The organism is Sphingomonas sp. LHG3406-1, assembly GCF_029637485.1.
GTDB lineage: Bacteria > Pseudomonadota > Alphaproteobacteria > Sphingomonadales > Sphingomonadaceae > Sphingomicrobium.
The window spans coordinates 1,568,530-1,591,847 of record NZ_CP069128.1; the positions used below are offsets into that span (position 1 = coordinate 1,568,530).

The 23,318-nt window shown below is 67.7% G+C and carries 20 protein-coding genes; 14 read left to right on the plus strand and 6 right to left on the minus strand.

The annotated features are described in order from the left end of the window. The first annotated feature begins 116 nt into the window (after positions 1-116). From JOY29_RS07695 to JOY29_RS07715, 5 genes are read left to right on the plus strand one after another with little or no spacing between them, the layout of a single operon-like run. Positions 117-1,913: an ABC transporter ATP-binding protein gene (locus JOY29_RS07695; protein ID WP_300972945.1), complete on the plus strand. Its 1,797-nt coding sequence runs from the start codon at positions 117-119 to the stop codon at positions 1,911-1,913. Next, a complete protein-coding gene (locus JOY29_RS07700; RefSeq protein ID WP_300972946.1) occupies positions 1,914-3,134 on the plus strand; it encodes a glycosyltransferase in 1,221 nt (406 codons plus the stop codon). Continuing rightward, complete coding sequence (locus tag JOY29_RS07705; RefSeq protein ID WP_300972947.1) at positions 3,131-4,414, plus strand: glycosyltransferase; 1,284 nt, start codon at positions 3,131-3,133, stop codon at positions 4,412-4,414. The genes JOY29_RS07700 and JOY29_RS07705 overlap by 4 nt, the downstream gene beginning before the upstream one ends. Next, a complete protein-coding gene (locus JOY29_RS07710) occupies positions 4,399-5,151 on the plus strand; it encodes a class I SAM-dependent methyltransferase (protein ID WP_300972948.1) in 753 nt (250 codons plus the stop codon). The genes JOY29_RS07705 and JOY29_RS07710 overlap by 16 nt, the downstream gene beginning before the upstream one ends. Then, on the plus strand, positions 5,148-6,347 hold the full coding sequence (locus JOY29_RS07715) for a glycosyltransferase family 4 protein (protein ID WP_300972949.1): 1,200 nt from the start codon (positions 5,148-5,150) through the stop codon (positions 6,345-6,347). The genes JOY29_RS07710 and JOY29_RS07715 overlap by 4 nt, the downstream gene beginning before the upstream one ends. On the opposite strand, the gene JOY29_RS07720 is transcribed toward JOY29_RS07715, so the two are convergent. The 3 genes from JOY29_RS07720 to JOY29_RS07730 are packed head-to-tail and all read right to left on the minus strand — an operon-like array spanning position 6,344 to position 9,834. Beyond that, the gene (locus tag JOY29_RS07720) at positions 6,344-7,882 is read right to left on the minus strand and encodes a haloacid dehalogenase-like hydrolase (RefSeq protein WP_300972950.1); all 1,539 of its coding nucleotides are present in this window, start codon (positions 7,880-7,882) and stop codon (positions 6,344-6,346) included. The genes JOY29_RS07715 and JOY29_RS07720 overlap by 4 nt on opposite strands. Beyond that, positions 7,883-8,329 carry a hypothetical protein gene (locus JOY29_RS07725; protein WP_300972951.1) on the minus strand — a complete coding sequence of 149 codons (447 nt, stop codon included), beginning with the start codon at positions 8,327-8,329 and terminating at the stop codon, positions 7,883-7,885. After that, positions 8,326-9,834, minus strand: a complete 1,509-nt coding sequence (locus JOY29_RS07730) for a GMC oxidoreductase (RefSeq protein WP_300972952.1) — start codon at positions 9,832-9,834, stop codon at positions 8,326-8,328. Before JOY29_RS07730 ends, JOY29_RS07725 begins: the two co-directional genes overlap by 4 nt. 175 nt (positions 9,835-10,009) lie before the next feature. On the opposite strand from JOY29_RS07730, the gene JOY29_RS07735 reads away from it, so the two are divergent. The 5 genes from JOY29_RS07735 to JOY29_RS07755 all read left to right on the plus strand — a co-directional run bounded on the left by JOY29_RS07735 (position 10,010) and on the right by JOY29_RS07755 (position 14,481). Next, positions 10,010-10,135 carry a hypothetical protein gene (locus JOY29_RS07735; protein WP_300972953.1) on the plus strand — a complete coding sequence of 42 codons (126 nt, stop codon included), beginning with the start codon at positions 10,010-10,012 and terminating at the stop codon, positions 10,133-10,135. Positions 10,136-10,167: 32 nt separating this feature from the next. Continuing rightward, positions 10,168-11,652, plus strand: a complete 1,485-nt coding sequence (locus JOY29_RS07740; protein WP_300972954.1) for a thiol-disulfide oxidoreductase — start codon at positions 10,168-10,170, stop codon at positions 11,650-11,652. A 67-nt stretch (positions 11,653-11,719) separates the two neighbouring features. Then, positions 11,720-12,106: a thiol-disulfide oxidoreductase DCC family protein gene (locus JOY29_RS07745; RefSeq protein WP_300972955.1), complete on the plus strand. Its 387-nt coding sequence runs from the start codon at positions 11,720-11,722 to the stop codon at positions 12,104-12,106. 242 nt (positions 12,107-12,348) lie between these two features. Further along, positions 12,349-13,146, plus strand: a complete 798-nt coding sequence (locus JOY29_RS07750; RefSeq protein WP_300972956.1) for a WecB/TagA/CpsF family glycosyltransferase — start codon at positions 12,349-12,351, stop codon at positions 13,144-13,146. A 27-nt stretch (positions 13,147-13,173) separates the two neighbouring features. Continuing rightward, positions 13,174-14,481, plus strand: a complete 1,308-nt coding sequence (locus JOY29_RS07755; RefSeq protein WP_300972957.1) for a hypothetical protein — start codon at positions 13,174-13,176, stop codon at positions 14,479-14,481. Here JOY29_RS07755 and JOY29_RS07760 read toward each other — a convergent pair. Continuing rightward, positions 14,448-15,554, minus strand: coding sequence for a glycosyltransferase family 4 protein (locus JOY29_RS07760; protein WP_300972958.1), 1,107 nt, complete (start codon positions 15,552-15,554; stop codon positions 14,448-14,450). The two genes, JOY29_RS07755 and JOY29_RS07760, sit on opposite strands and share 34 nt — an antisense overlap. A 231-nt stretch (positions 15,555-15,785) precedes the next feature. On the opposite strand from JOY29_RS07760, the gene JOY29_RS07765 reads away from it, so the two are divergent. From JOY29_RS07765 to JOY29_RS07780, 4 genes are all read left to right on the plus strand, one after another. Then, a complete protein-coding gene (locus JOY29_RS07765) occupies positions 15,786-17,120 on the plus strand; it encodes an ATP-binding protein (protein WP_300972960.1) in 1,335 nt (444 codons plus the stop codon). Next, positions 17,107-18,543 (plus strand): GNVR domain-containing protein, encoded by a 1,437-nt coding sequence (locus tag JOY29_RS07770; RefSeq protein WP_300972961.1) that lies wholly within the window; start codon positions 17,107-17,109, stop codon positions 18,541-18,543. Before JOY29_RS07765 ends, JOY29_RS07770 begins: the two co-directional genes overlap by 14 nt. Further along, a complete protein-coding gene (locus JOY29_RS07775; protein WP_300972962.1) occupies positions 18,543-19,250 on the plus strand; it encodes a hypothetical protein in 708 nt (235 codons plus the stop codon). The genes JOY29_RS07770 and JOY29_RS07775 overlap by 1 nt, the downstream gene beginning before the upstream one ends. Before the next feature lie 114 nt (positions 19,251-19,364). Then, positions 19,365-20,618: a hypothetical protein gene (locus tag JOY29_RS07780; RefSeq protein WP_300972963.1), complete on the plus strand. Its 1,254-nt coding sequence runs from the start codon at positions 19,365-19,367 to the stop codon at positions 20,616-20,618. On the opposite strand, the gene JOY29_RS07785 is transcribed toward JOY29_RS07780, so the two are convergent. Continuing rightward, positions 20,615-21,640, minus strand: coding sequence for a glycoside hydrolase family 5 protein (locus JOY29_RS07785; protein ID WP_300972964.1), 1,026 nt, complete (start codon positions 21,638-21,640; stop codon positions 20,615-20,617). The two genes, JOY29_RS07780 and JOY29_RS07785, sit on opposite strands and share 4 nt — an antisense overlap. Before the next feature lie 95 nt (positions 21,641-21,735). Beyond that, entirely contained in the window at positions 21,736-23,124 is a 1,389-nt protein-coding gene (locus JOY29_RS07790) for an exopolysaccharide biosynthesis polyprenyl glycosylphosphotransferase (RefSeq protein ID WP_300972965.1), read from the minus strand. Positions 23,125-23,318 lie beyond the last annotated feature (194 nt).

A 23,318-nucleotide genomic window follows, 5' to 3' on the forward strand; every position in this document is an offset into this window, starting at 1 on the left:
ATGCACTAAATGAAAAGTGAGCAAGAACATGGAACAGCAGGAGCTTTGAAGAAGTTCTCCGTCTCGTGTTCGGAGACGGCCCGACCAGAGCTCACAGGCGAAGCTCGAGACTGAAATTGATCGAGGGGGGTGACTTCGCCGCCACTCTTGCACGGTGCTGGCGACTCGCCAAGCGGCCGCTCGGCCCGTCGCTCGGAATCCTTGGCCTCGGCCTGCTGGCGGCGATGTTCGAAGGGCTTGCCCTGCTTCTGTTCGTGCCGCTGGTCCAGGCGCTGTCCGGCGCCGCAGGAGAAGCGAACTTCATCGAGCTGCAGTTCGCGCGGCTGTTCGGCTCCGCTTCGCCCAGCCAGGCGGTCGCGGCAAGCGTGCTGCTCCTTTGCCTGCTGGTCCTCGCCAAGAATGTCGCTGCCTTCGCGGGCCTTTGGCTGACCCGACGCACCGAGGGCGAAGTGGCACATCGCCTGCGGGTGCAGATCTTTCGCCAGACGCTCGACAGCTGCATCGATTATCGCCCGGGGGTCCGGCGCTCGGAGATTGTCACCACACTGGCGGAGAACAGCTGGAAGGTCGCCAAGGTGCTGGCGCTCGCCTGCCGGATGGCGATCAGCGCGGCGACCATCCTGCTGTTCGGGGCGCTGCTGGCGCTGATCTCACCGATGCTGCTCCTCTTTTCCATCCTGTTCCTTGGGCTCGGCAGCATCCTCATCCGCTTGGCGACTCGTGAAGCCGCCGCCGTCGGCAGCGACGTGGTGCGCGAGAACAAGGCATTCGGGCTGCACATCTGGGAACGGGTGCAGGCACTGCAGCTGATCCGCACCTTCGGCCGGGAAGCGGACGAAAGTCGGGCGATGGAGGACATTTCGGAGCGGGTGCGCGGCCGGCTTCTGCGGCTCGACCTCCTGTGGGGCACGCCGGGCCCGCTGACCGAGGGCGGGATATTGCTGCTGATCGGCGGGCTCATCCTGATCGCCGAGCGGCTGGGGTTGGGAGTGGCTTCGCTCGCCGCCTTCCTCACCCTGCTCTACCGACTACAGGCGCCGGCACGCGAGCTGATGGAGGGTCGCGTCGCCATCGAGGGCATGGCTGGCGGCGTCGTCGACGTCGACGCGCTGATCGAGGAATCGCGCGCGCCGTTCCTCGTCGACGGCACGATCGAGCCACCCCGCCTGCGGGACGGCATCCGGTTCGACCGGGTGACCTTCGCTTACCAGCAGGGCAGCGCGCCGGTGCTGACGGACGTCAGCCTGTTCATACCGGCAGGCCGGACAACGGCGATCGTCGGGCCGTCGGGGGCGGGCAAGTCGACCCTCCTGTCGCTGCTCCAGCGCTTCTACGATCCGTCGAGCGGGCGAGTCCTGGTCGACGACGTGCCGCTGGAGGCGATCCGGCTGGCGAGCTGGCGCGGGCGGCTGTCGCTGATGTCGCAGGACGTCCAGCTGTTCAACGAGAGCGTGCGCGCCAACATCGCCTATGCCCTGCCGGGAGCGGACGAGGAGGCGATCATCGCGGCTGCCCGCGTCGCCCATGCGGACGAATTTATCGCGCACCTGCCGGAGGGCTACGATACGCTGATCGGCGACCGAGGGCTGCGCCTGTCGGGCGGGCAGCGGCAACGGCTGGCGCTGGCGCGAACGATCCTGCGCGGGTCGGACATCCTTCTCCTCGACGAGCCGACCAATGCGCTCGACCCCGAGCTGGAGCAGGCTTTCCAGGAAGCGCTGGCGCTGCACAGCCGGGGCAAGACGCTGGTGGTGATCGCACACCGGCTGAACACCATCATGCGCGCCGACCAGGTGATCGTCCTCGAGCAGGGACGAGTGGTCGAACATGGCGCGCCGGCGGAGCTGCTCCGCAGCAGCGGCCGCTTCGAAGAGCTGTGCGAGCGGCAGCGCGCCATGGGTGCGCTCGGCTGAATGTCTTATCGGCTGATCGATCTTGAATTGTCCGGGCCGATCACGCCTGTGCCGCTAGAGTCGGGCCAGCATGGCTTCGGCATCGTCGCGCGCTGGCGTGGCCGGCCGATCGGCTTCCATCTCGAGGAGTGGCCAGCGGGCGCGCTGGTCGGCGCCGACGAGCTTGCCTCCATCGCCGACCGGCACTTCGCCGAGGCGGTGCTGGCGGCGCGAGTGGAGGATGCGCTCCCACCCTCAGCCGCTGGCGATGGGCGGAGCGGTCCGACGCTGAGCATCGCCATCTGCACCCGCAACCGCGCCCAGCGGCTCGCCCGGCTCCTCCGTTCGCTCGATGAGCTGCGACCGGAGCCGAGCTTCGCTGGGGTGGAGATCATCGTAGTCGACAATGGCTCGACCGACGACACGAAGGGCGCGGTAGCCCGGTTCGCGGGCGCGCGGCACGTGCTGGAGCGCAAGGCCGGGCTCAACTTCGCCCGCAACCGGGCACTATCGGAGGCGAAGGGCGATCTCATCGCCTTCCTCGACGACGACGTGGTGGTGGATGCCGGCTGGCTGGCCGGGCTTGTCTCCGCCTGGCGGAGCCGGCCCGATGCCGGCGGCTTCTCGGGGCTGGTCCTTCCCTACCGGCTCCAGACGGAGGCGCAGCTGCTGTTTGAACGGCGGGGCGGCTTCCGGCGCGGATTCAAACGCATCGAATTTCGCGCGGGCAACTACCACAATCCCCTTTTTCCGGTCGGGGCCGGGTCGGTCGGCGCGGGCTGCAACATGGCGTTCGACCGCCGCCTGCTGCTGGACCTCGGCGGCTTCGACGAGGCGCTCGACACGGGCGCACCGCTGCCGGGTGGGGGCGATCTCGACATCTTCTACCGGGTGCTACGGTCCGGGCGGGCGATGGTGTACGAGCCGCGCTACGCCGTCCACCACGAGCATCGGGAGACCCTGGCCGAACTGCAGCGGCAATATTGGTCGTGGGGCCTGGGGCTGATGGCATTCGTCGCCAAGAGCCGGCGGAGCGACCCCGAGCTTGCGCGGCGGCACCGGGCGATGGTCGCCTGGTGGCTGGGCGACCAGGCCCGCGCCTTTCTTCGGTCGGTCCGCCGGTCGGACCTTCGCGGCGCCCGCTTCACTCTCGCCGAGACCTGGGGCGGGGTGATGGGCTTTGCCGGCGAATATGAACGGTCGCGGGCCCGGGTGGCGGCGATCGCGGCGGAGGCCTCGTGAACGCGCCCGCCGCCGTCCGCCATGTCGACCTCAGGCGCGCCGAGCCGGCGGTGCCGGACGCCGGGCTGGTGCTCGACATCTTCTGGTGGGGCGACCTGCCGGTCGGCTCCCGCACCAGCATCCGTGCCGAGCTTCCGCTCGGCGAGGGGCAGCTGCAGGCGATCGCGGCCGAGCTGATGGCCGAGCAGCTGGCCGGACGGGAAGTGGCGCTCGGCGCACCGCTGGTGGCCGGGAACGAAGGCCGCCCGCACGCGGTGCTGGGGGTCGGCAGGGCCGCCGCCTTCAGCCATGTCGCGGAGCGGCTTCAGAGCCTGTCGTCGCGGGCGCCCTGCGACGCGGGCGAGGTGAGCCTGATCATCTGCACGCGCGACCGGCCGGAGGCGCTCGGCCGTTGCCTCGTCAGCCTCGCCCACCAGCAGAGCCTTCCGGGCGAGCTCATCGTCGTCGACAACAGCGCCGGAGGATCGGCCCGGCAGGTCTGTTCGGAGTTCGGGCAGGTGACCTACGTCCACGAGCCGGAGCCCGGCCTGAGCCGGGCGCGCAATGCGGGCGTACGGCGGGCGCGCGGTTCGATCCTCGTCTTCACCGACGACGATGTCGAAGCGCATCCGGGCTGGCTGTCGGAGATCGTGAGGACATTCGGCGAGCATGACGTCGACTGCATCACCGGGCTGGTGCTGCCGGCCGCCCTCGAGACGGAGGCGCAATGCGAGTTCCAGTTCACTTTGGGCGCGTTCGGGGGGTCGTTCGTGCCGGTGCTGTTCGACCACCGCTTCTTTGCCGAGACGAAACCCCACGGCGCGCAGGTCTGGCGGATCGGGGCGGGTGCCAACATGGCCTTCCGCCGCCGCGCGTTCGAGCGGGCCGGGCTGTTCGACGAAAGGCTCGGCGCGGGCGCCTCGGGCTGCTCGGAGGATAGCGAGCTGTGGTATCGGTTGCTGGCCTTGGGCGGGAGCTGCCTGCACGAGCCGCGGGCGGTGGTCCTCCACCACCACCGGGCAAGCTGGTCCGCGCTGCTGGACCAGATGCGGGTGTACATGCGGGGCCATGTATCGGCGCTGGTGGCGCAGGCCGATGCGTTCGGCGACCGTGCCTGCCTGAAGCGGATCGGCTGGCAGCTGCCGCGCTATTTCGTGCGGACGGGCCTCAAGTCCCTTGCCCGCGGCCGGGGCCGGCGGCTGAGGATCCTGTTGGCCGAAGTCCGTGGCTGGCTGGAGGGCCTGACCTATCTCGTCCGGCCACGCTGGCGCCGCCGCCGGGGAGAATGGCCGACCTTATGATCCCGCGCGCGAAGCTTCGATCCTTCCTGTCCGGCAACCCGTTCTCGAACGGCTGGACCGACGGGCTCTTCTACCGCGAGAAGATGCGGGCGATCCACCGCGTCGCGCCGCCATCGCTGGGCAGGAACGACGCAGTGCTGGAGATCGGCGGCGGCAGGAGCGGGCTTGCCGCCATGCTTTATCCGGGGGCGGAAGTGGTTACGCTCGACCTCGATCCGGACCATGCGGCCCACCAGCCGGAAGGCGGGCGGAGCCGCTTCGTCTGCGGGGACGCACGCGCGCTGCCCTTTGCCGACGACAGCTTCGCCGTCGTTACCCTGTTCGACGTGCTGGAGCATATCGAGGAGCATGAGCTTGCGGTGGCGGAGGCGCTGCGGGTGACCCGGCCGGGCGGCGCTATCCTGGTCAGCACGCCGGCAGCGGACTGGCATTACCCGGTATACGGGATATTCAAGGCGCATGCGCCGCACGAGCGCGAACTGATGGATGAATGGGGCCATGTTCGGCGCGGCTACGAGGTGGAGCAACTGAGCCGGATGTTCGGCCGGGCGCCGGTGGCCACGGCGACCTTCATCAATCCGGTCACCTCCTTCTACCACGACATCGCCTTCTCGCGGCTTCGGCCGCGGATGCGCAAGCTGCTCTATGCGGTCGCGGCTCCGGCGGTGCTTGGCGCTTATCTCCTCCATCGACCGGGCAACCGGGGGACGGAAACCGCCCTCGCCTGGCGCAAGTGACAAGGGTCGTCGCCATCGTCCCGTGGGGCGATGTGATCGAAGACTATCTCGACCCGATCGGCGTGACTCTGGAGGCGTTCGCGGGCGAGATGTCGGGCGGATGGCTATTCGGCTATGTCGAGGCGCTGCAGGCGGTCGGCTGGGCGCCGTTCGTGCTCGTCCCCTCCAGCCGTGTGGAGCAGCCCCGCCGCCTCGTGCATGCGGCGACTGGATGCGCCATCTGGCTGGTCCCCGGCCGGACATGCCAGAAGGTCGGCAATCCCGAGCTGAGGGCAGTCCGGCAGTGGCTGACGACGCCGGTGCAGGGGATGGCAAAGGTGCTTCGGAACCAACGCTGCGACCTGCTGCTGGTGCAGGATTACGAACGGCCGCAGTTCGACGCACTGGTGCGGCTTGGCCGGACGATGGGCATTCCGGTGTTCGCGACCTTCCAGGGCGGGGATCATATCCAGTCGCGGGTCGAGCGGCTGGTGCGGCGGCGGACGATCAGGCGCTCGGCCGGGCTGATCGTAGCGGCGTCGGCCGAGCGGGCGCGCGTGGACCGGGATTATGGGCTCGGCGCCGGGCACGTGGCGGCCATCCCGAACCCGGTCGACCTCGAGCTGTGGAGCCCCCTGCCCCGCTCCGACGCGCGCGCAGCATTGGGGATCGAGGAGGCGGCCTTCGTCGCGGTCACGCATGGTCGCATCGACATCCACCGCAAGGGCCTCGACCTGCTGCTCGCCGCCTGGCGCGGGCCGGGGCTGCTGGTCCTGATCGGCTCGGGCCAGGACCGCGATCGGCTCGCAGCGATGATCGAGGACCGAAGCGACGTGCGCTGGATCGATGGCTACACCAACGACCGGCAATTCATCCGACGCTGGCTGTCCGCGGCCGACCTCTATGTCTCGGCATCGCGACTGGAGGGCATGCCGGTGGCGCCGATCGAGGCGATGGCCTGCGGCCTGCCGGTGGTCGCCTCGACGGCCAAGGGGCTGGAGGACATCTTCCCGGCCGACCTGCCCGCCGGCGGGCTTCTCTTCCCGAATGGCGATGTCGCCGCCCTTTCCGCTGCCGTCGACCGGCTCAGGGACGATCCCGCCTTGCGCCAGCGGCTTGGTGAAGCGGGGCGGGAGGTGGCGGGGCGACGCTTCTCCATCGCGGCCGTGGGACAGAGCCTTCGGCAATTCCTCGAGCGCGGCGTGGATCCGGGTTAGCCGACGACGATCTTTGTCGGCACCACTTCCTGTTCGGGCTCGATCCGCTTGGGCTGGATCTCGCCCCGGAACGACAGGAGGTCCTTGGCGGCGCGGAGGCCGGTATAAGCGAAGATCAGCAGGGCCTGCAGGCTCAGGAGCGCGCCAGAGCCGCCGCCGATCGCCACCGCTCCGGCGAACAGGAGCATGAGGAGGAAGGCGTTGAGGTGGTTGGGCACCCCCTTCCGCTCGCCGCCGAAGCGATAGACGACGTAGGGCAGCCAGCGCGCGACCCCGTGCGCGGCGCACAGCAAGGCCCCGACGACGGTGGTCGGAAGCACCAGCGCGTAGCCGAGCGTGCGTCCGACCTGAAGGCCGAGCATGGGCACGATCCGGCCCTTGGGCGCGATCACGTTCTGCCAGCGGAACAGCAGCCGCATGAAGACGAGGTAGGAGAGGAAGGCGCCCCAGACGGCAAGGAAGGCCGGTGCGCCGGCGAGCCCGAGCTTCGCGGGAATCCAGCTGAGCGTCTCGAACGCCACCAGGCTGGCAAGGCCGGTCAGGATGGTCGCCACCGACCATGCGAAGGTGGGACTGAAATTGTGACCGAGCGCATGATAATTGGCCGACACCTTGGGCTTGCGCTCGAGCAGCAGGCCAAGCCGGTCATTTTCGTGATAGCCCGTCTCGTAGGCGGTGAAGAAGCCGAGCAGGTAGATGAGGATCGCTCCGCAGGCGAGCAGGGGCTCGGTGCTGGCGAGGGCAAAGGCGAGCAGCAGGACGGGCAGGTCATGACCGAGGATCGCGTGCCGGACATAGCGTTCGTCCGGGCGCTTCACGCGGACCAGATAGACGAGCGGCATGAGGGGGCGAAGTCCCGCCTGGCGGAATTGCGCCTCGGGCCAGGGGATCAGGAAAGAATTGTCGCTGGCGTCGAGGAGGTCGCGGTCGGTCTCGCTGTCGGTGATGATGAGCGCACGGCGCAGTTCGTCGGCGCCGATGTCGCGGCGGAGCGCGCTCGCCTTGCCTTCCTTCCGCAGCCGCGCGCCGCTCGACAGCCGGCAGCTTTCGCGCAGGGGAAGGTCGCGGTCGATCGCGCTCAGCAGCGGCTGGATGATTTCGCGAAAGCCGAAGCTGACGACGCACAGCTCCTCGCGCGGCCTGCTCCGCAGCGCGTCGTAGAGCGGGCGGTTGACGAAGCGCGGCCCGAGGTCCGCCGCCTTGCGCCGCCACAGCCACAGCGACCAGGGCGCGACGATCAGGACGGCGACGACGCGGATCCAGTCGCGATAATGGTTGGGCTGGCCGCGCTGGAGCAGTCGCCACGGCTGGACGAAGCCGAGCAGCTGGAGGACCATCGCCGCCAGCCAGCGCGGCCGCACGCTGTCGAGAAATTCCTCGGTCGAGTTGCGCAGCCACAAGGTCTCGTCGAAGTCGACGATGATCGGGGCGTCGTCCGGGTGGTGGTGCAAGGCTTCGTAGAAGCGGTGCGGAAGGTTCGGCCCAAGGCTCACCGGCTCTGCCTTCGGCCGTGGCAGGGTGGGCGCCTCATGCACTCAGGCCTCCTGCTCGAAGCGGGCGAGCGGGTTGCGGCAGCCGACCGAATAGGGATCGGCATAGGCCTGGTAGGTCATGCGCTGGAAATCCCGCCCGGCCGAGGTGAAGAAGTCGGTCGAGAAGAGGAAATCGGTAAGCAGGCTGCGCTCGAAGCCTTCGTAGACCACCCGGCGTCCGGAGGGCAGCAGCCCGCGCGACCAGGGATTGTCCATGATCACCATCGCCGCTTCGAACTTGCGCCCGAACGCCGGCCGGCGGACCGCGACATAGGTGTCGGCGAACTGTTCGAGGTTGGCGGTCGGGATGGTGGTGTTGCCGGTCACCGCGCGGAGATGGTCGACGATGATCTCCTTGGGCGAGCGGGCGAGTGCCCGCCCGGCGATGAAGGCGGGAAGGATCCCGACTGCACCGCCGGCGATCAGCAGGTTGCGGCGGCTGAGCTTCATGCGCTCGCTCCTGCAAGGCGGTCGGCGGCGCGGAGGGCAAGCGCGCTCAGCGTGAGCGTCGGATTGGCCGGGCCACCCTGCGGGAAGGTGCTGCTTCCAAGGACGAGCAGGTTGCGCAGCTGGTGGTGGACGAGGTTCGGATCGACGATGCTGGTCGCCGGATCCTTGCCCATCGGCGTGGTGCCGATGATGTGCGCTTCCGATTCCTCGAGGACGGGGCGGAACTCGATTCGTTCGACGGGGAGCGGCGCCATGATCCGCGCGAGGTCGGCGGCAGCACGGTCGATCGCCTTCTGGGTGTAGGCGCTGTGATCGGTGAAGTGCATGATCGGCCGGGCGGGATTGGCCGGGTCGAAGGCGGCGTAATTGTCGTCGGACGGAAAGTCCTCGAACACCATGCGCACCGGCAGCACCTGCTGCCAGCGGCCGCGCTCGGTCCGGATGCGCCCGATGTTCCAGGTCTCGACGAGGCAGGCGGCCATCTGTCGGCGGCGCTGGTCGTCGTCATAGAGCAGGTAGGAGTGGCCGGTGACCGAGGTCGAACCGTTGAAGCCCTCGACGCCGTCGAGGAACACCTCGGCCATCTGGCCGACCTGCTCGTGCAGCCCGCGGCCGAGCTTGGGATGGTCGATCCCCGAGCGCTGGAGGATGACGGGATTGAACAGGGCATTGCTGCCGAGCACGACCAGCCCGGCATTGGCGACCCGTTCGCCGCCACCGAGCCTGTAGCGGATGCCGGTGGCACGGCCGGCGGCCTTCTCGACGCCGATCACCTCGCTTCCGAGCAGGACGTCCACGCGCGGATCGCGATAAACCTTCAGGAGCCCGTTCTGGATGGTGAACTTGGCGTCGACCGGACAGAGATGGCAGACGCCATTGCCGCAGCAGACGTTGCGCCCTTCGGTCGCGACCCGCGCCCGGGCGGTGGGGACGGAGAAGAAGGAGGTCGGATACGCCTTCTTCAGCAGCCGCTCGGCATCGTTGAAGCGGTGCTGCGGCTGGGGATAGGCCTTGTCGCGGGGAAAGGGCCAGGGCGCCTCCGGCCCGGCCAGCGACATGACGGTCTCGACCTGGTCATAATAGGGTGCGAGATCGTCGTAGCCGATCGGCCAGTCCCGGCCGACGCCGAAGCGGCTGCGCGTCTGGAAGTCGGACGGCAGGAAGCGCGGGACGTTGCTCCACCAGCAGTTGGAGCCGCCGCCGAAGCCGATGGTGAAGCGCCAGACCTTTTCCTCGTTGCCGGTGCCCCGGTAATATTGGTCGCTCTGGGTGTTGGCGGCGTCATCCTGGACCTTGCCGGCGCTCTCGTCCCCCGAGCCGGGCTCGGGTGCCCGCGCGGCGGCGGTGCGGGAGGCATGATCCATCCATCCGCCCCGCTCCACGACGAGGATGCGGGCGTCCGGGCCGAGCTTGCTGAGCAGCCCGAGCAGGAAGAAGGACGAGCTGAAGCCCGTGCCCACGACCGCGACGTCATAGTCGCGGCGGGGCTCACGAGTGAACGGCAATTCGTGTTAACTCCCGGGGGACCGGACGATCTCCGACCTGAGTTAATGCAACCCGCCGAAACGTTCCGGGTTCCGCAACAAAATCGAACCGTCCCGGCGTGACATTTCCGAGACGGACAGGAACTTGGTAGCTTAACCTTCGTTGCGGACCCGTTAGGTTGAACGGAGAGTTGACATGCGTGCGTTCGCCCAGGGTGCCTGGAAGACGGTGATCATCTGTTCGATGATGATCCTCACCGTCGCCGGTGTCGGCACTGCGTTGTTCAACCTCCCTGTGGTCTCCGGCTCCGTTCCGCGCTGAAGCGCCCGGAGCCGCAAGGGGGAAGCATTAGATTGGCCACCATTTCCGCCAACAAGTTCGGTTTTCGCCACCTGGTGAAGCCGGAATGGAGTGATTGCGAGCAGGCTGCACGGCCAAGCGACGGACTGGTCGTGTTCGGAGCCATGTGGGGCTTCGCGACCATGCTCAGCATTGCCGACCGTACGCGGGTACTGTCGTTCGAATGGGGCGTGATGCTCGGCATCGCCCAATGGACGGTCATGTTCATGGCCCTCGCCTTGGTGGCGAGACCGCGCTTCACCCTGCTGCTCGGACTCGTCGCCGGCGCAATGGCCGTGCAATATGTCGCCCGGCTGCCGGTGCTCAGCAACAACCAGACGCTCGCCTTCTTCATGAACATCTCGATCGTCGCGGTGATCGGGCTGGAGGTCATCAAGAGCCGCAGCCTCACCATCGATCGCGAGATCGTCTACGAGCGGCTCCGCGTGGTGGCGCGGGCGATCCTCGCGACCATGTATTTCTATGGCATCTTCCACAAGATCAACACCGACTTCCTCGACCCGGAGGTGAGCTGCGCGGTGGCGCTGTACGAGCCGCTGGCGCGTCCGTTCAGCCTCGACCAGAACATGGTTGGCCAGTGGGGCTCCATCATCGCCACCTTCGTCGTCGAGGCGATCGCCATCGTCTGCCTCTACTGGCGGCGCTACTTCTGGGTCGGCCTGATTCTTGGCCTGACCTTCCACTACATCATCCCGCTGTCGGGCTATTCCTGGTACATGGACTTCAGCTCGCTGGTGCTGGCGCTTTACATGCTGTCGGTCCCGCGCGAGGTAAGCGCCGGCTTCTACAGCAGCGTCACCGCGCTGCTGCGCAAGGCGCCGATCAGCCGGGCAGGCTTCACCGCCATTCTGCTGTTCGTCGCGCTGGTGGCGGTCTGCGCCCTGATCGTCTTCCGCATCGCCGACTATTTCCCGACCCGCGAGAATAAGCTGGTGTGGCACAGCGCCTGGCTGCTGATCTGGGCGGTGGTCGGCGGCACCATGTCGGTGCTGATCACCCGCGCCGCCCTGCTTGCCCTGCCCTACAGCGAGAAGCCGGGTCCACGGCAGCCCCGCTGGCTGCTGATCGCGCCCGCCATCCTCTTCATCCAGTGCCTGTCGCCTTACTTCGGGCTGAAGACCGAGAGTTCGATCAACATGTTCAGCAACCTCCACACGGAGGGCGGGCAGACCAACCATCTCATCTTCACGCCGCCGCCCTATGTCGCAGGCTATCAGCGAGAGCTGGTGAAGGTGGTCGATTCCAGCATTCCGTGGGTCGCCACCGTGGCGAAGGACGGCGACTATCTGGTGCGGCACGAACTCGGATCGGCCCTGCGTGAGAATCCAGGCGGCTGGGTCACGTTCGACTACAAGGGACAGCGCTACGAGCGGATCGTCAACGAGACTTTCCCGTTCGACCGGCCCAACCTGCTGGAACGCAAGCTGCTGCGGTTCAAGCCGGTCGACTTCGAGCGGCCCAAGGTCTGCACCCATTGAGGCGGCCACACCTTCCGTTTCGGCGGGCAATGCCTATCTCGGTCACGACCGAGGAAAGCCCGAGCCCATGAGCGCCGAAAAGAGCCTGATCGTCTATGACGGCGATTGCGTCTTCTGCCAGAACTATGTCCGCTTCCTGCGGCTGCGCAAGGCGGTGGGCGACGTCGAGCTGCTCGATGCCCGCTCGGGCGATCCGCGGCTCGCCGCCTACTGGAAGGCGGGCTACGACCTCAACGAGGGCATGCTGTTCGTCCACCAGGGCCGGGTCTTCTATGGCGCCGAGGCGGTGCACGTGCTGGCGACGCTGACCGGGAGCCATAATTGGCTCAACCGGCTGAATGCCCGCCTCTTCTCCAGCTCGCGCATGGCCAGGCTTCTCTATCCGGCGCTGAAGGCCGGGCGGCGGCTGACCCTGCTTGTCCGCGGCCGGTCTGAGATCGAGGTTCCCAACTGAGCGCGTGAGGCGTAGGGCGTGTCCGGAGCGGCAGTCCTTCACTCCGGAAACCGGCGAGCGGCTCGCTTCCGTAACGATTGTTGCCACGGACCGGAACCGAACGCCGTCCGGCGGCTTGTAGGGCGTTGAGTAAAAGAGATGCTTCTGGACATGGCTGAGGATCGGGTTTGGAGCGCCGCGCACTTCGCGACGAACCCTGAGCCGCGCGCCCGGACCGGGCGGCTTTGTTCAGGACGACCGTCTTGATCGGCAGGGCGCATCAGGCCGCTTCGACCCCGCGCATCTTCGGGCTGGAACTGAGCCTGCTAGACCGTGAGGCGCTGGCCGAGGAACTGCTCGCGACCCCGCATGAGCCGGCCGGGGCCAAGCTGGTCGCCACCATCAACGTCGATCACGTCGTCACCCTGCGGACCGACCAGAGGTTCCGCGATGCCTATGACAGCGCCTGGCGGATCACCGCCGATGGCGCTCCGGTCTATCTTTATGCGCGGGCGAGCGGAGTCCGGGTGCCCGAGCGCGTGACCGGATCCGACCTGTTCGCGACGCTCGTCGAGCGCTGGGATCCGAAGCGGCACCGGCTCTACATGCTGGTCGCGAACGACGAAGCCGCGCGGCGGATGACCCGGATCCTCGCCGAGCGCGGCTATGACGAGGACACGCTGACCATCGACGTGCCCAAGTTCGGCTTCGAGAAGGACGCGGCCTACAACGAGGAACTGACGGCGCGGATCAGGGCCAAGCGGCCGACCCATATCATCCTCGGCGTGGGCGCGCCCAAGTCGGAGATCTGGGCCTACGAGCATCGCCATGCGCTTGGCGACGCCGTGGTCCTGTGCGTCGGTGCGGCGATCGAGTTCACCACCGGCCTCAAGCAGCGTTCGCCCATGTTCATGCGGCGGGTGGGCATGGAGTGGATGTGGCGGTTCGGGACTGAGCCGCGGCGCCTGTTCCACCGTTACTTCGTCCGGTCGTTCGGCTTCATCCTTGCGGTGATCGCCGATCGGCCGCGCGCCGCCGAACTGCAGGCCCGCAATGACTGAGGCCGGCTCGGCGAGCCGAGCTCCGGCGTGCTGACCCGGCTCCCCGCTGGCGCCGCGCCGATGACCCCGCCGGCAGCAGCGCCGGTGTTGAAGGGCAAGGCCGTGGAGGGCGGTGTCTCCGCGGCGGCGAGCGCGCAGGTCCTGTGGGCGGCCATCCTGTTCAACCTCGCCCTTTGCTTCGTCGACACCAATGTCGCGCGCATGTCGGCCCTGCCGGTGATGGTCACCGAGGGCGCGATCCTCGCCGCTGCCTTCTTCCTGCCCCTCGCCCGCGCCAACCGCACGCCGGGGCGCTTCGACGCGCTTCTCCTCCTGCTGCTGGGAAGCTGGCTGCTGCTGTCGATGCTCCGCCAGTCGGTCGATCCCAAGCTGTTCCGCGACGTCGCCATCATCCCCATCTTCGTCCTGCTCGGCATGAGCACGCGCGGCGAAGGCCTGCACAACCGCATCTTCTGGCTGCACCTGGTGATCGTGGCGGTGGCGATCTGGGAAGCGGTGAGCGTCACCAGCTTCGTCCTGGTATTCGACATCGCCGAATTCTTCGCCAGCACGCGGGGAATGGCCAATGAAGACTGGTGGGTCGAAAACGGCCTCTATCTCAGCGCCGTACGGCCGGAGAGCCGGTTCCTCTTCCCCGACCTGCCGCTGCACCGGCTGTCGTCGGTGTTCCTCGAGCCGGTCTCGCTCGGCAACTACGTGGTCATCGCGACCATCTGGCTGGCCGGCTTCTGGCGGCACATTCCTGCGCGGATGCGGATGGTGGCGGTCGCGACCACCCTGTTCCTGCTGGTCGGAAGCGACAGCCGGATGGCGACCGTCGCCTGCGCCGCCATCCTGCTCGCCCGCCTGGGCATGCGCTGGATCCCCAACATCGCCGCCGTGCTGGTCGCGCCGATCGTCATCGCCGCCATGTTCCTTGCGGTCGAACTGCTCGGCCTGCGCAGCGGGCTCGATACGTTCGGCGGGCGGATCGCCCACGCCGCCGAAACCTTCCGCTCCTTCTCGCTCGCCAACTATGCCGGGCTGTCGCTCGACAAGATCAAGGCGACCGAGGATGCGGGGTTCGGCTACATCGTCATGGCCCATTCGCTGGTGGTCGCGGCGATCCTGTGGATGACGCTGTTCCTGCGCGAACTGAAAACGGCGGAAAGCCGCTTTCTCCACCTCGCCATCGCGCTCTACGTGGCGCTCAACCTGACGGTCAGCTGGTCGATCTTCACCATCAAGACCGCGGGCCTGCTGTGGTTCCTGCTGGGACGGTCGATCCGCGAGGACGGGGAAGAGGCCGCCGGCTCCGAGCCTCAGCGCCCGGGCGCGCTCAGTAACGCCACATAAGCGTCGATCATCCGCTCCGTCGAATAGCGGCGGGCGAGCCGGTCGGCGAATCGCCGCCGTTCCGCTTCGGGTGGCGGGCTGTCGACGAACGTGCGGATTGCCGCCACCCAGCCGGCAACGTCACGCGGTGCGACAAAGCGCACCGGCGTTTCGCCATCGATGGTCAGCACTTCGCGCAGGACCTTGATGTCGGCGACAATGGTGGGAAGCGCGAGGAGCGCGGCCTCGACGGCGGAAATGCCGAAGGTCTCGTGAAGCGATGGGAAGACGAACTGGTCGGCGATCCCATAGAGTTCGACCACCTCTCCATAAGGAAGCGCGCCGAGAAGGTGCACCCGGTCGGCCACGCCGAGCGAGGCTGCCAGCCGCTCGTATCTCGCCCGCCGGTCGCCGGTGCCGGCGACGACCAGGCGGCAGTCGGGCAGATCGACCAGTGCACGGATGATTGTGTCCTGGGTCTTTTCCTCGACCAGCCGGGCGGTGTTGAGCAGGATCCGCCCTTCGGCCGGGATCCCGTAGCGACGGAGCGTGTCCGCGCGGGCAGCGCGGATGGCGGGCCGGTCGACCCCATGCTCGATGAGGAGGAGGCGGCGGCGATAGGCCGCGGGATAATCGTCGAACTCGCCCTTCGTGAAGACGGTGTTGACGATGTTGACGGGATAAAGGCCGACGGTGCCGAGCAGCGCGCCGAGCCAGCGGACCGGCGCCTTGGTCGCCGAAGGGATGGTCGTCTGATGGATCAGCAGCCGCTCACGCCGGGCGACGAGATTGGCCAGGGCGGCGACGATGGACGGACCGGCCTGATAGGCGATCACCGCGGCGTCCCGGTCGGCGATCAGTCGGCGCACCATGCGCAGCGCGCCCTTGAGCTTGGCGGCGAGCGGCACGCCCGGTGCCGGAGTCAGGAACAGGGTCTCGACCGGCAGATCATGCCGCTCCAGGCCGTCGGCGATGCTGTTCGCGAGCGCCAGCACGCCACCCGGATCGGGAGAATGGATGAGCTGGATGACCCGTCCCTTCTCCGCTGCCGGGCGGGCGTCCAAACGCTTCTTGTCAGTGGTCATGAAGTTCATCGGTCGCCCGGTTCCTGAGTATCGTTCGGGAGCTGCAACGAGCTTGCCCAACAACCCTCCAAAGGAGCTGTGGTTCACCATCTGGCATGAATGCTCCATGACGGGACGGATCGTCTCGGAACCATGTTTCCAAACGGTTCGTAGGTGGAACTATCCCAATCGAAGGTGCGTTTTGAAGCCGCATTTGTGACCTGCGTACCTGCGCGGGGCACGTACTATTGGGAAGCCTCCATGGGTTGGTATGAAAGCGTGGCGCAGTTTGCGACGGGCCAGGTTGGTGGGCGCGGTCGACCCGAGGAACGTGACGGATATTCCTCCCCGCATGACGGCGTCCTCTTTCGCAATGGTGCCGGCAACGACGAGCCCGAGCACCGGACCTTCCAGGCGGTAGCGCCGATGCTTGCGAGCCCATCGCGGATCGGCGCCAGCGAGGTCGACCGGGTCTACATGGCCTTCGACGTCTCGCAGCCGGTCGGTCAGCCCGACGATCTGCGTGGCCGTGACAATGAGGTGAAGGCGCTGCTGAGCGGCGTGCTCCATCGCCGCAACCACGGCCTCGTCTCCGGCCCACGAGGCTCGGGCAAGACGTCGCTGGTCCGCGTGTTCGGCCAATATGCCGACCGCGAGGGCGTCGTCGTCCTCTATTCGGCTTGCGACGACGGGACGAGCTTCGGCGAACTGATCCGCTCCTACCTTGAGCAGATTCCGCCGGCGATGGTCGATCCGGCCGTGGTCGAGACGTTCGACCAGAGGGTGATCAGCTTCGGCGCGGACAGCAGCCCGTACCAGGCGACCGGCGTCTTCGCGATGTTGAAATATTCGCAGCTGGTGGTCGTTCTCGACGAGTTCGACCGGATCAGCGATCCCGACATGCACGACAAGGTGGCGTCGCTGCTGAAGCTGGTGTCGGACGCGCGGCTGGCCGTTCGTTTCGTGCTGGTCGGCGGCAATTCGGCCTTCGCGGACATCGTCCGTGCTCACCCGTCGCTGATGCGGCACATCACCCGTGTCTCGACCGCGCCGCTGGCGGCGGACGCGATCGACGAATTGCTCGACCGCTGCGGCGAGCGATGCGGAATCCGCTTCGGCGAGGCGGCCAAGCAGCTGATCGGCGAAGTGTCCTGCGGCTCGCCCTACCACGCACGTCTGTTCGGCATGCATGGTGCCCTGAATGCGCTGGCCGCTGATTCGAGCGAGGCGGAAGTCGAGCATATCGAGAACGGCCTCGACGAAGCGTTCGAGGAATGGTCGATGCTCAATCCCGAGGATGCGCAGGTCTTCCGCGACATCATGCGCGGCAATTATGGCTCGTCGCGCGATCTGGTCGATTTCGCCGGGCGCGTCGCCTGGCACAATGCGGACGACGATTTCGCACGCGACTGGAAGCTCCAGGGTCGCTCGTCGGCGGGAGTCATTCCCGGCGGCCTGACCGAGATCGGCCAGACGGTGCAGATCGTCGAAGGCCATGCGACCTTCCGTGACGCGACCGCGCCGCAGTTCCTTCTCGCTCTGGCCCAGATCGAGGGCCACCAACATACCCGAATGAACGGTGGTGCCCGTGCTTAGCTTCTACGACTGGATCGATGCGATCCGCTACCGCTGGAAACTGATCGCCGTGGCGACCGGGGTGCTGCTCGCGCTCGCCTTCGCCTACATCCTCGTCGCGCCTCGGACCTATACGGCGACGTCGAGCCTGCTGCTCGACACCGGCGCGCCCGATCCCCTGAACGACGACAAGTCGGGCGGGCGTCCCTCCGACAACCGCGCGGTCATCGCGACCCAGGCGGACCTCGTCCGCTCGCCGCATGTCGCCGGCAATGCCGCAGTCCTGTCGGGCATCGACAAGGATCCGCGCTACGTCGAGAAGTGGCGTGACCAGACGGGCGAGCGCCAGCCGTTTGCCGACTGGCTGCGCAACGAAATGCGCGCTTCGCTGGCGGTTGAGCCGGGTCGGGACACCAACGTCCTTCTGATCCAGGCCAGCGCCGAAGAGCCGGCGGATGCGGCGAAGATCGCCAACGGCTTCGCCCGTGCATCGGTGGAATCGCAGTATCGCCTGCGCACCGAGCCGGCCAAGGCCTATGCCACCTGGCTCCAGAACAGCTTGCAGAATGCCCGCCAGACGGTGGTCCAGCGCCAGAACGACCTGGCCGCGTTCACCAAGCAGACCGGGATCGTCAACGACGGCGACCTGTCGAGCGAAGGCGCGGCGATGGCCGACGTTTCGACCCAGCTCGCTTCGGCCGAGGCTCGCGCCGCGGCGGCGCGGCAGTCGTCGTTCGAAGGCGCCCAGGGCCGCGGCGACGCGGAACGCAGCGAAGGCATTCAGCGCCTTCGTGGCTCGGTCGCCGAGAAGACCGGCAAGCTGGCCGAGCTCGAAGCGGTCTATGGCCCCGAATATCCCGAAGTGAAGCGCACCCGCGCCGAACTCAGCACGCTCCAGTCGCAGCTCAATTCGCAGCTGGCGCAGACCACCGGCGCGCTGACCTCGGCCCGCGGTGCCCAGGCGTCGGCGGAGCGGGCGGCGGCAGCGGCGGCCGAGCAGCGGCTGCGCGGCCTTGCCGCCGAGCAGCGGGCACGAGTCGCCGGCCAGTCGGCCAACCTCGCCCAGTATCAGCGGCTGAGGAACGAGTTTGACGCGGCGCAGAAGACCTTCAACGACCTCAACGCACGCCTGACGCGCATGCGGCTGCAGAGCGCGGTTCCGCTGACCGAAGTGCAGGTTCTCGACACCGCCAGCGCGCCGATCGTGCCGAGCTCGCCCAACGTCCCGCTGACGCTGGCGCTGGCGACCCTGCTCGGCGCCCTGCTGGGTGCCGGCGCGGCCATCTGGCTCGAATATCGCGATCCGCGGGTCCGCAGCCGCGGCGGCATCGAGCGGCTGCTCGGCGCCCCCGTGGTCGGGCGGATCGCCCTGCCCGTCGGGCAGCGCACCATCGCCAACCGCAACGACGGCGGGCCGTTGCTTCTGGAAGGGCAGGCAGCCTGATGCGCCTTGGTACGCTTGAACGCGAGGAACAGGGTCGGGGAACGACCGCCCTCGCCCCCATCGCCCGGCCGATGCACGACGAGCCGGGCGAGCGGAACGCCTTCTTCGGCGACGAGCCGGAGGGTTCGCTGGCCGCCCAGTTGCGCGAACTGCTGAACGTCCTGGCTCAGGGCCAGGCGGTGCAACGGACCCCGCAGCGGCTGGTGATCACCGGTGTCCACACCGAGATGGAGGCGTCGTTCCTCGCCACCAACCTCGCGCTGACCTGCGCCCGTGGCGGCTATCGGGTGCTGCTGGTCGATGCCAATTTCCGGCGGCCGAGCGTGCACCGGAGCTTCGGCCTGTCGAACAGCCTCGGCTTGTCGAGCCTGCTGTCGTCGGCCAATCCGCCCCATGCGCTGCCGCAAGCGACTCCGGTTCCGAATCTCGCCGCCATCACCATCGGGCCTGACTGTCCCAACTGGTCGAGCCTGGTGACCCGCGAGCAGATCTTCCACCGGCTCGATCCGCTTGCGCCCAGCTTCGACTACATGATCGTCGATTGCGGCAACGTGCAGCCGAGCCTGGTCGGGCGGATCAGCGCCGGCGCCGACAATGTGGTGGTGGCGGTCAAGGAGCATGTCTCCTCGATGCGCGAGCTCGCCACGATCGTGGAGACGCTCCGCCACGAAGGCGTTGCCGAACCGGCCGTCCTGATGGTCGCGTGATGCGGCGGCCCACCGCCGCCGCGCATGCAGGGAAAGCAGACTGAGGTGCGGCTGACCAGCGCTCCGGGTCCGGCTCGCCTCGGCCCACTTACCCGTACCTTGCCTGGCCGTCCCATGCCGGCCGCGGGACGGAACGTCGCGAGCACGGCGACGCTTGCCACGGGCGCCCTGCTGCTGGTGCTTGCGGGCATCGCCTACAACGCCCTGCTCGCCTTCCTGATGGCGCGCGGCCTGCCGATCACCCGGACGATGGTCGGCTTCACCGAATTCTTCGTGCTTGGCGCCGCGGCGCTGACGCTGCTCCGCTCGGGTTTTCGCCAGGACGACGCGCCAGCCCTGCTGCTGATGGCCTTCTTCGTCCTGAACGCCGTCGCCGTCTCGCTCATCAATGGCGCCGCCTTCCTCGACATGGGACGCAATGCGGCGGTGATCGGCATCTTCCTGATGCTCGGGCTTCGGGTAGGTGAGCAGACCCTCAAGCGGACCTTCCTTGTCGCCGCCGTGGCGGTGGCCGCCGTGCTGCTGCTCGAGAGCGTCTCGGTGATCAGCTATGCCACGGTGTTCGAACCGGGCCGCTACTTTGAGGAAACGCGCGGGATCAGCCGGTTCGAGCTCGACGAGATCGGGCTGTTCGCCAACGCGCTGGGCTTCGACAACCGCTTCTCCATCCTCAACATCGTCGGCCACCGCACCTCGTCGCTGTTCCTGGAGCAGGTCAGCCTCGCCAATTTCGCGTCGGTGCTGACCATCTATCTTGTGGCCATGTGGAAGCGACTGTCGGTACCGGTTCGGATCTTCCTGCCACTGCTGATCGCCGGCATCCTCGTCACCAACAACAGCCGGACGGCGCTTGCAATCGCGCTGGCCGCGCCGCTCGTTTATCTGGTCGCGCCCAAGCTGCCGCGGCTGCTGACGCTGGGGCTGGTCCCGCTGATCCTCGCCATCGCGCTTGCCGTGACGCTGACGGCGCCGCCCACGACCGAGGACAATCTGGTCGGCCGGCTGAGCCTCACCATCCGCACTCTCCAGGATCTCGACATCCAGGCGCTGGTCGGCGCCAGGGCAGCGGAATCGATCGAGTTCCTCGATAGCGGCTACACCTTCGTAATCTACGCCTCGTCGATCCTCGGGATGATCGTGCTGTGGCTATTCTTTTCGCTTGTGCCGACCGGACGCGGCGCGGCGCTGCAGCGCGCGGGCATGATGACCGGCCTCTACCTGTTCCTCAACCTGACGGTCAGCGGGACCTCCATCTTCTCGATCAAGACGGCGGCCCTGCTGTGGTTCCTGATCGGCTTCCTTCGCCGGGAGGAAGAAACGGTGGAGCAGGCGCCGGCGGCGCAGCCCCGGTTCGAACGGATCGGCTAGCGGCCGAGATACTTGCGGAGCACCGCCGCCTGCGGCCGCTCCTTGCCGTTCTTGGGCTGGATGCCCAGCGCATAATCGCCCCACCAGTCGCCGCCCGCCCAGTAGTTCCAGCCGATCCAGACGTCGCCGTTCTGGCGAAGGAAGCCGAGCATGTCGTCGAGGGCGGCAAGGCAGGCCGGGCTCGAGTCGACCCCGAATTCGCCGAGGACTGCCCGCGCCTTCTGCTGGCGGAGCCAGCGGGTGACCGCCTGCAGCCGCTCGGTCCCGATCCGCGGGCCTGAACAGCCGGGGTTGGATCCGCTGCTGTCCCGGTCGAGATACTGGTGGATCTCGAAAGCGAAGTTGCGGCCGGGATCGATGAAACCGGCGAGCGCCGCGCCATTGTCGCCGTCGCCGCCATTGTGCCAGCTATGCCCGCCAGTCCAGTTACTGCCGGGCACGAGGATGAGGTTACGAGCCCCCGTCCGGCGGATGGCGGCGGTGGTCTCCTCGGCGATGGCCCGCCACTCGGTCGCACGGATGCCGTGCGGCTCGTTCATGATCCCGAAGGCGATACCGGGGCGGTCCTTGTAGCGCTGCGCGAGCCGGGTCCAGAGATCGGCGAGCGCGTCGGCCGAGCGGTCGGCGCGGGCCAGCGGCTTGCCCCGGAAGCGGCCGTAATTGTGAAGGTCGAGGATGACCTGCTCGAAGCCGCGGAGGTCGTTGAGGCTGGCGTCGAGGCGCTTGGCCTCTTCCTCGTTCAGCGGCCCCTTGGCCTCCGGCTGAATCCGCTCCCACAGGAACGGCAGGCGGATGCTGTTCATGCCCATGGCGGCGAACGGTTCGGCCGTGGCCTTGGTGGGATAGATGTAATCCTGGCCAGCGACGCCCGGCAGCTTCTTGGGGGCGAATTCTGCCGAGGCAAGGTTCACGCCCCGATACTTTGGCGCGATGCCAGTCTGCGCCTGATCGAGCGAGCCCGAAGGCAGCAGCACGGCGGCGGCGAGCATTGCGGCCGCGAGGGCGGAGGGAGCTAGGGCCATCTTGAGCTTTCCAGGCAGTTGGAACGGGGGGCGCGGGGGTGCGGTTCCCGAGGGCCTTAGCCGCCCTCCCCTTGCTCCAGCCTTGCCCGGACCGCTCAATAAGCTTCGGGGTGGACCAGCACGCGGGCGGTGCGGACCACGATCGAGATGTCGCGCCAAAGCGACCAGCCCGACATATATTCGAGGTCGGCCTGAAGGCGGCTGGTGAGATGCTCGCGCGTCTCGGTAGCGCCCCGGAACCCGCGCACCTGGGCGAGGCCGGTGATGCCGGGCTTCAGCGCATGACGGTGCCAGTAGCGTTCGTCGACGTGCCAGAAGAGCTGGTCGCCCGCGAGCGAGCCAAGGGCGTGCGGACGGGGACCGACCACGCTCATGCTGCCGAGCAGGACGTTGAGAAGCTGCGGCAGCTCGTCGAGGCTCGTCTTGCGCAGGAACTTGCCGACCCGGGTGACCCGGTCGTCGTCGCGGCTGGCCGAACGATTGCCGAGCATGTCGGTGCGCTCGCTCCGCATCGTGCGGAACTTGAAGATCTTGAAGAGGATGTTGCCATGTCCGACCCGCGGCTGGCGGAAGAAGACTGGGCCGCGGCTGTCGAGCTTGATGGCGAGGGCGACGAGGGCGAAGACCGGCAGCAGCACCAGCAATGCGGGCACGGTCAGGGCGAGGTCGAAGCCACGCTTCACCAGTCGCTGGCGGAAGTTGAGCGGTCCGGTCGAGACGACGAGGGTGGTCCGTCCACCGAGCTCCGCTACGCCGAGCGGCGCCAGATCGTCATAGTCGCGGGTCAGGATCTCGCCCTGAATGTCGCTGCCCTTGAGCATCTGGGCCCAGCGGACCGCGGCCGCACGCGAACAGGAGACGATCACCCGGTCGGCGCCGCGAAGCAGGTCGCTGAGCCGGATCAGCATCGCCGCATCGGACGGATCGGGCGAGATGTCGAGGTCGCGGGCGTTGAGGGTCACGACGCCGCGGGGCGCCCTGAGCGGCGGACCGTCGACCAGCAGGATGTCGTTGGTGAAGGTGTTGCGATAGCGGCGGCGCATCGCGTCACCAGCGGCCTGACGGACGAGCGCGAGGGCTGCGAAGCCGAACAGGAAGGTGGCGCCAGTCATCAGGCGCGACAGCTTCTGGTCGACCTTGAGAAAGTAGGAGAGCAGGAACAGGAGCGCGAAGGCGAGCATCCAGGCACCGGTCGCCCGGGCGACGCCGCGCATGGGATGGCGCAGGACATCGAGCGAGTAGGCGCCGACGCCGAGCGCTGCCAGCGAGTAGAGTGCGAGGATGGCACCGGAAACGCCAACCCAACCATCCGGCATGACCTGGCCAAAGCGAAGCAGCGCACCACTCAGGACCGCCGCGGACACGCACAGCAGGTCGAACGCGAGCATCATCGCGTAGAGCTGGATCCGAAGCGGGCGCTTGGCGACCGAGGGCCGATAAGCGGGCGCTTCGACCTGGCTCCATGGGGAAAGCTCAAGATTCATTCGGTACCACGCTCGCTGGACAGACCGGAAGGACAAACCTCCCCGCATCCGGCCTCAACCCGCGAGCCTGCCCGAAGTTTCGGCGAAAACTAACTAATAGCTTACCACGCCTGGTAAACCGTGATGATCGTGGTGGTCAGGCCGCGATGGCGGCCAGAGCGCCCCAGAAAGCAGCACCGCTCAGGAGGCTTATG